9 protein-coding genes and 1 tRNA gene are annotated in these 12,307 nt (G+C 45.8%); 1 reads left to right on the top strand and 9 read right to left on the bottom strand.

All coding sequences use genetic code 11. The annotated features are described in order from the left end of the window. Positions 1-227: 227 nt before the first annotated feature. The 8 genes from hflC to tsaE form a co-directional block, all read right to left on the bottom strand. The gene (gene hflC, locus Q1A70_RS17240) at positions 228-1,205 is read right to left on the bottom strand and encodes a protease modulator HflC (protein WP_299694415.1); all 978 of its coding nucleotides are present in this window, start codon (positions 1,203-1,205) and stop codon (positions 228-230) included. 2 nt (positions 1,206-1,207) lie between these two features. Further along, a complete protein-coding gene (gene hflK, locus Q1A70_RS17245; RefSeq protein WP_299694418.1) occupies positions 1,208-2,410 on the bottom strand; it encodes an FtsH protease activity modulator HflK in 1,203 nt (400 codons plus the stop codon). A 27-nt stretch (positions 2,411-2,437) separates the two neighbouring features. Next, positions 2,438-3,745 carry a ribosome rescue GTPase HflX gene (gene hflX, locus Q1A70_RS17250; protein WP_299694421.1) on the bottom strand — a complete coding sequence of 436 codons (1,308 nt, stop codon included), beginning with the start codon at positions 3,743-3,745 and terminating at the stop codon, positions 2,438-2,440. A gap of 44 nt (positions 3,746-3,789) precedes the next feature. Further along, positions 3,790-4,053: an RNA chaperone Hfq gene (hfq, locus tag Q1A70_RS17255; RefSeq protein WP_299694424.1), complete on the bottom strand. Its 264-nt coding sequence runs from the start codon at positions 4,051-4,053 to the stop codon at positions 3,790-3,792. Positions 4,054-4,243: 190 nt separating this feature from the next. Next, on the bottom strand, positions 4,244-5,176 hold the full coding sequence (gene miaA / locus Q1A70_RS17260) for a tRNA (adenosine(37)-N6)-dimethylallyltransferase MiaA (RefSeq protein ID WP_299694427.1): 933 nt from the start codon (positions 5,174-5,176) through the stop codon (positions 4,244-4,246). Positions 5,177-5,363: 187 nt separating this feature from the next. Further along, the gene (mutL, locus tag Q1A70_RS17265; RefSeq protein ID WP_299694430.1) at positions 5,364-7,868 is read right to left on the bottom strand and encodes a DNA mismatch repair endonuclease MutL; all 2,505 of its coding nucleotides are present in this window, start codon (positions 7,866-7,868) and stop codon (positions 5,364-5,366) included. 113 nt (positions 7,869-7,981) lie between these two features. Continuing rightward, a complete protein-coding gene (locus Q1A70_RS17270) occupies positions 7,982-9,697 on the bottom strand; it encodes an N-acetylmuramoyl-L-alanine amidase (RefSeq protein ID WP_299694434.1) in 1,716 nt (571 codons plus the stop codon). Beyond that, on the bottom strand, positions 9,691-10,155 hold the full coding sequence (gene tsaE / locus Q1A70_RS17275; RefSeq protein ID WP_299694437.1) for a tRNA (adenosine(37)-N6)-threonylcarbamoyltransferase complex ATPase subunit type 1 TsaE: 465 nt from the start codon (positions 10,153-10,155) through the stop codon (positions 9,691-9,693). Before tsaE ends, Q1A70_RS17270 begins: the two co-directional genes overlap by 7 nt. Positions 10,156-10,366: 211 nt before the next feature. On the opposite strand from tsaE, the gene queG reads away from it, so the two are divergent. Continuing rightward, the gene (gene queG, locus Q1A70_RS17280) at positions 10,367-11,587 is read left to right on the top strand and encodes a tRNA epoxyqueuosine(34) reductase QueG (RefSeq protein WP_299694440.1); all 1,221 of its coding nucleotides are present in this window, start codon (positions 10,367-10,369) and stop codon (positions 11,585-11,587) included. A gap of 644 nt (positions 11,588-12,231) precedes the next feature. Here queG and Q1A70_RS17285 read toward each other — a convergent pair. After that, positions 12,232-12,307, bottom strand: a tRNA-Gly gene (locus tag Q1A70_RS17285).

The following is a 12,307-nucleotide window of genomic DNA, read 5'->3' on the forward strand; positions in this document are numbered from 1 at the left end:
ATTCGAGATTCGAGATTCGAGATTCGAGATTCGAGATTCGAGATTCGAGATTCGAGATTCGAGATTCGAGATTCGAGTATGATGAAAAATCATAACGAGATTCAAATCAACAAAAAAAGGCTCCCGTGATGGGAGCCTTTTTGTTTTAACGTATCTCGCTGATTGAGCTAAGTATCCGCTGTCAGCGAAAGCATCACTTTAAGCTCAGCATTTGCTAACGAAGCAACCTACTTTGCCGGTGCGCCGCTTGCTTGATTCATGTATTGGAAGAAGTCTGTCTTCGGATCCAGTACTAGAATGTCGCTCTTATCGCTAAATGATGTCTCATAAGCTTGCAGTGAACGCATGAAGCTAAAGAACTCAGAGTCTTTGTTGTACGCGTCAGAGTAGATTTTCGCCGCTTCTGCGTCAGCATCACCACGAGTCACTCGAGCAGTACGGTCAGCTTCAGCAAGAACAGTTGCTACTTCTAGCTCAGCTTGAGCACGGATAACTTCTGCTTTCTCACGACCTTGAGAACGGTGTCTACGAGCAACCGATTCACGTTCTGCACGCATACGGCGGTAGATAGATTCACTGATTTCGTCAGGAAGGTTAATCTTCTTCATTCGGAAATCAACAACTTCAACACCTAAATCAGCCATCGCACTGTCTGACGTTCCAGATAAAACGTTTTCCATGATCTTATCGCGTTCGCCGTCAACTTCTAGAGCTTGTGCAGCCGCTACCGTGGTAACGACTTCGCTGTCAGCAGAGTCTGGCAGGATGTCCTCATTACGAGGGCCTGATACGATCTGCTTAATTTCACGAGAACCAATTTCAGAACGAAGAACATCGGTCACTTTACGCTCAAGAAGTGCTTCTGCCGTCATGATATTGCCACCGCCAGTACTCAGATAAAAACGTCCAAAATCAGCAATACGCCATTTTGCGTAGGTATCAATTAGAACGTCTTTTTTCTCTGATGTTACGAAACGGTCAGAGCGACCATCCATCGTTTGAATACGAGCATCAAGTACTTTCACGCGATCAAACATCGGCAGTTTAAAGTGCAGACCTGGTTCATAGATTCGTGATACGCCGTTGTCATCGAGAACTCGACCAAAACGAATGACCATGCCACGCTCGCCTTCTTGAATCACAAACAGTGACATCAATAGAAGGGCTAGCGTCACAACTAATACAGGGATCATTAACTTACGCATTATTAGTATCTCCCTTGACGTGAACTATCTGAACGAGAATCAGTACTGGTCTTTGGATCCGTTTGAGTTTCTAACTCAATTTGATCGTAAGTTGATGGTGCCTTCGTAGAGCGATTGCTCGACTGAGTATCACCTTGGGCACCAAGCTTATCAATTGGTAGGTACAGCAGGTTACCACTTGATTCTGAATCAATCAGGACTTTAGATGTGCTTGAGTACACTTTTTCCATTGTATCTAAGTACATACGGTTACGTGTTACTTCAGGCGCTGCTTGGTATTCAGGTAGCAGTTTCTCGAACTGAGCCACTTGACCTAGAGCACCATTAATCGTGCGCTCAGAGTAACCCACCGCTTCTTTCTTCAAACGCTCAGCTCGACCTGTCGCTTTAGGAAGAATATCATTTCGGTATGCTTCAGCTTCACGTTCAAAACGCTCTTCATCCTCACGAGCCGCGATTGCATCATCAAATGCATCTTTAACTTGCTCAGGTGGACGAGCTGACTGGAAGTTCACGTCAACAATAAGAATACCCATATCGTAGCTATCGATAATACGGTTTAGTGTTTCTTGAGTACTTTGACGAATCTGTTGACGACCACTGGTCAGGATACTATCCATTAGTGAGTCACCAATGACTGCACGCAGCGCAGAATCTGTCGCTTGACGTAAGCTATCGTCCGCATTCGTTACACGATACAAGTACTTGTATGGGTCAGAAATACGGTATTGTACGCCCATCTCAACCGTTACAACGTTTTCATCTTTCGTTAGCATGGTGCCAGCAGCACGCAGAGAACGAATCGCTTGAACGTTAACGAGTTGCGCATCACTGATTTCATCGATGAAGCGAGGGTGCCAGTTAAGACCCGGCTCTTCGATACGGTCGAATTGACCCAGTCGAAGTACCACGGCTCTTTCTGCTTCGCTAACGGTGTAGAAACCAGCAAAGAACCAGATAGCAATCGCAATAACCGAAATGACACCAAAGCCAATTGCTCCGCCGCCACCGATAGATGGGCCATTACCGTTACCACCCTTTTTACCAAACTTGCCACCTAACTTTTGACTGAGTTTACTAAACACTTCGTCTAGGTCTGGCGGTCCTTGATCTCGGCCGCCGCGATTATTATTCTTACCCCAAGGGTCATTATCGCGGCCGTTATTATCGCCGTTGTTACTATTTCCAGGCTCATTCCACGCCATTAGAAAGCTCCATCATTTGATATGACGTTATACTGTAGCAATCTCTTTGGTAACGATAAAGTCACCTAAGAGCGCCCCTTCTCTTTTTTCAAGTTTAGACCAATCTACTTGTTGCATTCGGATATCTATCAACAAGTTACCACTTTCGTCATACTCCTCCTGTTGAATACACTTCATCTGGAAAAATAAGCTACGAATACGGCCCTGATGTTGATGTGGAATACACAATCGGCATTGCATCATTTGACTCGCTAAACGCTCTGTTAACGCTTCAAATAACAGTTCAATACCTTCTCCTTCTATGGCCGAGACCCAGACTGCGCGCGGTGCGCCCTCTTCGTCTCTTTCAATTCGAGGTTTTTGGTCTTCCATGCAGTCAATTTTATTCATGACTACAAGGGTTGGCACTTCATGAGCATCGATTTCTTCTAATACATCATGAACCGCCTGAATATTCTCACGAAAGCGGTCATCACTGGCATCAACAACATGTAACAAAATGTCAGCTTCCTGCGTCTCTTGTAACGTTGCCTTAAATGCAGCGACTAAATCGTGTGGTAGATGGCGAACAAAACCTACGGTATCAGCAAGGATTGCAGGCCCGACATCTGCCAAATCAATCTTACGCAGTGTTGGGTCTAGGGTGGCAAACAGTTGGTCTGCCGCATAAACACCCGCACTTGTGATGCGATTGAAAAGTGTTGATTTCCCTGCGTTGGTATAACCAACCAAAGAAATTGTTGGGATCTCAGCTCGATTACGAGCGCGTCGCCCTTGTTCACGCTGTTTAGCCACTTTTGCTAAACGACGTAATATTGCTTTTATACGGTCACGCAACAGACGTCGATCGGTTTCCAGCTGAGTTTCACCTGGACCACGAAGACCAATACCACCTTTCTGCCTTTCAAGGTGAGTCCAACCACGAATCAGTCGAGTAGAGATATGACGAAGCTGAGCAAGCTCAACTTGTAACTTACCTTCATGAGTTCGTGCTCGTTGTGCAAAGATATCTAAGATCAAACCGGTACGGTCAATCACACGACATTTACACAATTGCTCTAGGTTTCGCTCTTGAGCTGGAGAGAGGGAGTGGTTAAACACCACAATTTCGGCCCCAGTCAATTGAACGGCTTGAGCGATCTCTTGGGCTTTCCCCTCTCCAACGTAGTATTTCGGGTGCGGAGATTGACGGCTACCAGTAATCACTTGTAGCGTTTCTACCCCCGCAGAGGAGACCAGCATTTCACATTCGCTGAGATCTTCCCATTCACCCTCTTGCGTGAAGTTGATATGAACAAGTACGGCTCGCTCACCGGATTCATAACGGTCAAACAAGCAACCAACTCCTTATTACAGCAACAGCTGTACTCATTAAATGATTAATCTTCAGTCTTCTCTGAGCGATCCGATGGCGTGCGTGGCTCGCCGCTGTGGTGACTCACTGCACGTGCAGGAACCACAGTAGAAATCGCATGCTTATAAACCATTTGATTTACTGTGTTCTTCAATAAGATCACGAATTGATCAAAAGACTCGATCTGACCTTGCAGCTTAATGCCGTTAACAAGATAGATAGAAACTGGAATACGCTCACGACGGAGTGCATTTAGAAATGGGTCTTGTAGCGATTGCCCCTTAGCCATTTTATTTTCCTTATTTGTATTTTGTTGTAATTATTTAGCTAGTGGTGCACAAAAGGTGCGGCCTTGCCTCTGAGCTAAATGAATAAAAAACTCCTTTGTTATTGAAAGGCTGTGATTTTTTAAAAGCCTCAATAACGAATCCTTTCCAGAGTATATTCACGCAAAAGCGATCACATTATACACAGCAATACTAATCAGATGCTATTGCATCTGAAAGAGTTTCTAACGCTTGTTCAATGTTTTCGCTATCTAACCAAGTTAAATCATCCCAGCTGCGTAACCAGGTGATCTGTCGCTTGGCCAACTGACGAGTTGCACAGACACCACGGAAAACCGCTTCGTCTAAATCACAATTCCCGTCTAAATAGTCCCACATCTGCCTATAGCCTACGCATCGGATCGATGGCAACTCAGGGTGAAGATCTTCTCTGGCGTATAGCGCCTTCATTTCATCTTCAAACCCTGCCTCGATCATCTTCTCAAAACGTAGCTCAATACGGCGATGGAGTTCTTTTCTTTCCTTGGGAGCTATGGCAAATTGCTTTACCCGAAATGGCAGGCTAGCGCCCTTCGTTTGAGTTAGCTCTGTTAATGTTTTACCCGAAATTCGGTAAACTTCCAATGCCCTTGAAAGCCTTTGTGGATCATTTGGGTGTATTCTTTCAGCGGATACGGGATCAATCTCTCTTAATTGGTCGTGCAGCGCTTGCCAGCCTTGCTCGATAGATTCCGCCTCAATCTGATTTCGAACCTCTTTATCGGCGGCCGGTAGTGGCGATAAACCTTCCAACAATGCCTTGTAATACAGCATGGTACCACCAACAAGTAGCGGAATTTTGCCTTGCGCGACAATGCTATTCATTTCATTGATCGCATCACGACGAAAGTCTGCGGCAGAGTACGCTTCGCTCGGATCCAGAATATCAATCAAGCGATGAGGGGCGAGCGCAAGCTCTTCGGCATCCGGTTTAGCGGTACCAATATCCATGCTTTTGTAGATCAGTGCTGAATCCACACTGATGATCTCAACCGGGTATTTTTGGCGTAAGCGGATAGCTAAATCTGTTTTGCCTGATGCCGTTGGGCCCATTAAAAACAACGCTAAAGGTAATTTTTCAGTCATTATATTTTGTATTGGTTTCTCTGTTATCGCCCCTGTAAGCAAAGGCTGTATGTCGCGAACAAAAATGTCGTTGTCGCTGTACTATCTCGTTGCAACAGTATTATCTCGCTGTGACAGTAAACGTAAGCAGCCTAGCTTGTCTCTCACTCAAGTATTGCGTAACTCAACTGATAAGCAAATTTAGTCACTAAAACTCGTCGATAAATGCGGCTATCGTAGCGGAAAAATCGAGCGCGTTAACAAACCCCGGATCATCGAGTGGCAGTAGACCATGCCAAAGTTGTTCAAGTTCCCCAACTAATTGAACGGCTTCAGATAAAGTGTAGTCGCTTTTTACTTGTGCCGTTTGAATCCCGATCCAATTGGTCAGCGCGGGTAATAGACCTTTCGCAACATCAACGCTATGCGGATCGACAGCCTGAGCGCTTATCGAAGCCGCGTAAGATAACAGATCTGGGATCAAAATTTGTAAATTTTGCTGCCTCAAAGGAGAAGGGACGCCCATCACCATCACCGCCTCACTGTTGCGTACCTTAAGTTCAATACCCAGTCGCATCAATGTTGGGCTTAATGCCTTAGCCACCTCAACCAAATCGCGGCCAATTTTAAGCGATAACGGCACCAATAATGGTTGTTTTTTTAGCGCGCCAGTCCGTGTATCCAGTTGACCGACAACACGCAATAATTCAGCCTTAGCCAGTGAAACCAGCACACAACCGCTTTTCCCCCCCATCACAAGGTATTGACGATCCACAACCGAGACCGCTTTACCTAAACCTGTCACGGGGACTCTTGCTTTATCTGCAATCGGCTTGTCAGTCGGAAGGTTTTCAGCCATCGACTTCTGGTGATTCGAGCCCGCCTGAATAGGTTGAGTATCAATGACGGGGGCTGATGCCACCTGGTCTTGAGAAAGTGAAGGTGCCAGCGTTTGGCCATCAAAGTTCGGCGTTTTCAAAAGCTCTTTGTAAGCCTTCACTTCTCGCTTAGAGGGCGCGGGCTCACCATGATATTGCTGTGGCTCTTTTTCTTTTTTAGGTGCAGGTCGAGACTCTATCCACTCCTGATAAGGCGATCCGGTAAAGCTGGTTTCACGAGCAGACGCATCCGTTTTAGGTGACGAACCTATATCAGCGGATGAACTTATATTCGATGAAGAGCCCCTGCTAGACGGTAAGGCTTGATTAGCGTTAACGAATGACTCTTGGTTAACTAGGGGATCGTGGTTAACTAGGGGATCTTGGCTAACTAGAGGCTCTTGACTAACAAATGCATCATAGTGCTGACCACCATCATTCACACTGCGCTGAGGGCTGTCATCAAGAGGCTCGATTCCTGCTTTTCTCGGGTAGGCTGGCGTCTGCTCAATGGCGTATCGCACCCTGTCAGAGACCTGCGTGTGATCCGAGTGGTTAAGCACGGTGCTCTCTGGCTCAGAGAAGCTTGCCACATTACCTGTATCACTTACATTACCTGTATCACTTACATTACCTGTATCACTTACATTACCTGTATCACTTACCTTACCTGTATCACTCACATCACCTGCATCAGAGTTCGAGCTACCTTGTTGATCAATTGGCCCTTCTGATTGATGGCCCGTTGACTGATGACAAGCTGACTGTTCAAGAGCCGATTGATGAAACGCTGATTGATGAAACGCCGACTGATTGACTGGCGCAGCTGCGATTTGCTTACTTTGTGCTAGGCCATCACTCAATGCCTGATAAATAAAGTCATGCACAAGACGAGCTTGATGAAACCGCACTTCATGTTTGGCTGGGTGAACATTGACGTCCACTTGATGCGGATCGAGTTCAATGAACAACACATAGGTCGCAAACTGATCTGGACGCAGACTGGTTTCATAGCTTTGACGAATCGCATGATTAATCAGCTTATCGCGCATCATACGGCCATTCACATAGCAGTATTGCAGATCGCTTTGCTGCCTTGCCCCTTCAGGTGTGGTGATCCAACCGTGCAGTTTTAACCCTTGATGCTCTAGCTCAATCTTGAGCATATGGCGGACAAAAGGGTTGCCACAAACAGCCGCAATGCGCTTTTCTGCCTGTACTTGTGTTTTGGCCGCGCGATACTGGCGAATCATTTTGCCATTGTGACGTAGGTTGATCGTCACATCAAAGCGGCTCAAGGCAATTCGCTTAAGTAACTCATCAATGTGGGTAAATTCTGTTTTCTCGGTACGTAAGAATTTACGCCTTGCGGGTGTGTTGAAAAACAGATCCAACACCTCGACTGAGGTACCAATCGGGTGCGCCGCAGGTTGCAGTTTCACCTGCATATCACGGCCTTCACTGTGTGCAGCCCAAGCTTGATCTTGAGTGGTCGGGCGTGACGTCATGGTTAAACGCGCAACCGAACTAATACTCGCTAGTGCTTCACCACGGAAACCAAGGCTAACGATCGCCTCAAGATCATCAAGAGTATGAATTTTGGAGGTAGCATGACGACTCAATGCCAAAGCAAGCTCATCTTTGACGATGCCCTTCCCGTTATCACGAACACGGATCATCTTAGCGCCTCCTTTCTCGATATCAATATCGATACGAGTGGCACCGGAATCCAAGCTGTTCTCAACCAGCTCTTTCACGACAGAAGCAGGTCTTTCTACCACTTCCCCTGCTGCGATTTGGTTCGCTAACCGAGCTGGCAGTATTTTGATCGTCATATGTATCGCTACCTTACTGCCATTCTAAATATTAAAGACGGTTTGTGTGGCTATTTATGGTATCGCTCTTTTGTGAACTAGCTCTTTTATTAACTAGATATTCTGTGAACTCGCTATTTGTGTGGAATCACCAACACCTGTCCCACAGCAAGGCCATCCGATCGTAAGTTATTCGCTTTACGGATACCGTCAACGCTCACCCCGTACTTGGCGGCGATCTTACCTAGGTAATCGCCTCGTGCGACTTTATGTTTACGCAAAGGCAATGCTTTCACCTCAACCGAAATACGTAACTTCTGACCCACTTTCAGTGTTTCAGATTTCAAACTGTTCTCACGTTTAATGTCCGCCACTGACACCTTGTAGCGGCTAGCGATTTTACCTAAGTACTCACCAGACTTCACCGTATGGGTTATGGTCTTGGTTTGCACAGAACGGCTTGATGATGAGCCTTGTGCACTGCTTGGGATCTTAATGATTTGGCCAATCGCTAGGCTGCTCGATTTCAGGTTATTGAATGACATCAACGCCTGTGTTGAGGTGCCATATTGGCTTGCAATCACAGACAAAGACTCACCACGAGACACCTTATGCTGGCCGACACTCGCCGTCGAAGACGCTGCATTCGACAAAACGATCCCTTCAGGAGGATTCGCCTTTAAATATTTCACGACTGCTGTGGTGATTGCGGTCGCAAGCTTATCTTGGTGCGAGCGCTGAAACAGCAGCCTCTCTTCCGCAGGATTCGAAATAAAACCCGTCTCAACCAATACCGATGGGATCTGGGGTGAACGTAATACCGCTAAGCTGGTGTTAATCGGCTTGCTGTTATGCAGCTTGGATACCTTACCCATTTCAGACAGTATTTTCGTCGCCAGTTTATAGCCCTCTTTTTGAGAGTGACTAAACTGTAAGTCCAGCAGTGTTTGGTTGACATTTTTATCATCAATATTGCCTGTAAAAGCTGCGCCACTGCCACCCAATAACTCAGACTGCTTCTCTTTGTTCTCGATCCAACGTGAAATTTCAGTGTTCGCGCGTCGAGTATTCAATACAAAGACCGAACCACCTCTTGGCTGAGGCGTGGTAAAGGCATCAGCATGAATCGAGATCAACAGGTGAGCCTCATTTTCACGCGCGATTGCCACTCGGCGATTGAGGTTCACGAAATAGTCCCCATTACGAGTCATGCGCGTTTTAACCCCTGGCACGGCATTTAATTTCGCTGCCACCTGTCTGGAAATACTCAGTACCGTATTTTTTTCATATTTGCCCGACGGACCAATCGAACCGGGATCTTCACCGCCGTGGCCTGGGTCAATCACAATCAGGATATCTTTCTGACGCTTAACCGGCTTGACCTCTTTACTTACCGTTGGCTTACTCACGGTCGATGGGGTTGTACTGGCCGCACCATGAGGTAGGTCGATCACCAAACGGTGCCCGTATTGACCACCAGGCGTAGGGCTGAGCTTAAAGAGCTCAGCTGGTGACGCCTTCTTCAATTCAAACACTAAACGATAAGTGCTTTTTTCTGGCGGTGAGCTTTTGCGGATCTGTGAGAGAACCGGACTGTCTTTCACCACCACAGGTAAGTTAGTTGCCAGAACGGTATTTTTTAGATCGACGACTAAACGACTTGGGCTACTCAAAGTGAAATAGCTAAAGTCCGCTTCTGATTTTAAGTCGATAACCACACGTGTTTCTTGCGGGGAAGGCCAAACCCTCAAGCTTTGCAGTGAGTTTGCAGCCGCAAGGGAAGAGAACAGCACCGAAAAAACAGCAGCCAACACGGCTACTGAAGAAAAAAAACGTTTATAAATCAACATAACTCCAACTGACTCAGTAAGCGCTGCCCGTATTCACTATTCGCGGTTAAAGAAACAATACGGTGATCGTCTTGATAACGAATATCAATATCTAAGTCCGCTTCCGGTAGCATTCCATAGCCTTTCTCTGGCCATTCCACCAAACAGATCGCATCCGGCGTAAAGTAATCACGGATCCCCATGAACTCCAATTCTTCAGGATCAGCTAAGCGATACAGATCAAAGTGGTATACCTGCCAATCGGCAAGTTGATAAGGTTCCACTAGAGTATACGTTGGGCTCTTTACATTTCCTTGATGGCCAAGTGCTTTCACAAAGCCGCGACTGAATGTCGTTTTACCGGCACCAAGATCACCATGCAGATAAATTGTCGTCTGCTGTGAGCAAAGATTAGAAAGCTCCGTACCTAATTGAATCGTTGCCTGTTCATCTTCCAAAATAAATTGTTTAGTGCTCATGAATGCATTCTCTAAAAATCGATCGTTGACTATATAAAAATCAAAAGAACAAGAATAGTAAACCGTGATGCTTTTGAGAGACAAGCACTCAAGTGTAAGTTCTATGAAAAATACAGCCTAAAACGCGTCTGTTCTGGTCAGCACTGCTAAGATCCGTTAAGATCCGCTCCCATTTTTGCCTAACCTAATTTTAATCGATAAGAATCAAGCCATGAATCTAGACCATCTTGCTGAAAAAATTAAAATTTGGGGGAAAGAATTAGGCTTTCAAAAAGTGGGTATCTGCGATATTGATTTAAGCTCACATGAAGCGGCACTGCAAGCATGGCTCGATGCCGGCTATCACGGTGAGATGGATTGGATGGCTCGCCATGGAATGATGCGCGCACGCGCCAATGAGCTTCACCCGGGTACCGTTCGAGTGATCAGCGCCCGAATGAACTATCTACCACCACAAGCGCAATTTGCCGCTAACCTCAGCGACAGCACTCAAGGTTACATTAGCCGCTATTCATTGGGCCGTGATTACCACAAACTATTTCGTAATCAGCTGAAAAAACTGGGACAAAAAATCGAGCAAGAGATCGAAGGGCTAGACTCACGTCCTTTCGTTGACTCTGCACCTATTTTAGAAAGACCGCTTGCTCAAAAAGCCGGGCTTGGCTGGACAGGCAAACACTCACTCATTCTTGATAAAGACGCAGGCTCTTGGTTCTTCCTCGGAGAGCTATTAGTTAACCTCGCTCTTCCCGTTGATGAACCGAGTACCAATCAATGTGGTAAATGCACCGCATGCATCACCTCTTGCCCAACCGGTGCCATTATTGATGATGGCATCGTCGATGCGCGCAAATGCATCTCATATCTAACCATTGAGTTTGATGGGGTGATCCCGGAAGAGTATCGAGAGGCGATTGGCAACCGTATCTACGGCTGCGACGATTGTCAGTTAGTGTGCCCATGGAACCGCCATGCCGAACTCACAGAGCAAAAAGATTTCCATCGTAGAGAAGATTTCGAAGAATCTGATCTGGTGTCTCTTGCAAGCTGGGACGAAGCCACCTTTCTCAAGAAAATGGAAGGCTCGGCAATCAGACGTATCGGCCACACCCAGTGGCTGCGTAATATCTTTGTTGCAATGGGTAACGCGCCCTTTCAGCAACGCATAGTTGAAACACTAGAGTCGCACCTAGGGTTGAATGAGATGCTGGATGTGCATATTGAGTGGGCCTTGCAAAAACAACGACAGCAGTTACCTATTAGTGTGCAGCAAGGCGCTAGTAACACAAGGCAAGCTGATAGCAGTGCGCGACAAGGTAATAGCAGTGCGCGACCAGGTAATAGCAGTGCGCGACCAGGTAATAGCAAAATAGCGACTAAAAAGCATCGACTGATCCGTATTGTCGAAAAAGGCTTACCAAGAGACGCCTAGTTATTTAATTCTTCTATTGAGTTCGTTCGTTATAGAAAACACCAACCGACTAAGCCAACCCACGATTTAAGCTGACTCTTTACACATAAAGTGAGAACAATGTTTGACCTTGTTCTCACTTTTAATAATGTGGAAAAAATTCAGTTCTCTCATTAACTTTCGACAGCTGTGTAAAGTTAAACACAGCACCGATAAATGATTAGGATCAAAAAACAACAAGTTAACGATCCTTTATGAAGTTCAACACCTAGCACAAAAGTCATACAAAACAACAAGTTAAGGAAAATGCGTTTTAGCTAATATATTGAAAACAAGAAAGATCTTTTTGGGAAGCGTAAATAATTAAGCCTGAAACAACTTTATCAACCAAGTTATCCACATCTAACATTTTGTGGATAAGTCTGTTTATAGATATGAAAAACCTCAAGTATCTGCTTCAGAGACCTGATGTTTACTAGCATTCCAGTTGCTAAGAAATATTTAAGACAAAAAAATATCCACCATGATGGAGGATTATTTGCTTTTTGGGGGGATTATGCTTCGCAGCATTAAAGAAAGAGCGTGACCCTTAGGTCCTCTTTAAACACTGTGATCTAAAGAAAACACGGTGCTCTAAAGAGTCTGAATAGCTTTTAGAAGAAAGCTGGAGCGATACATCGGGTTCGAACCGATGACCTCAACCTTGGCAAGGTTGCGCTCTACCAACTGAGCTAGTATCGC

It is taken from the genome of uncultured Vibrio sp. (assembly GCF_947488985.1).
Lineage (GTDB): Bacteria > Pseudomonadota > Gammaproteobacteria > Enterobacterales > Vibrionaceae > Vibrio.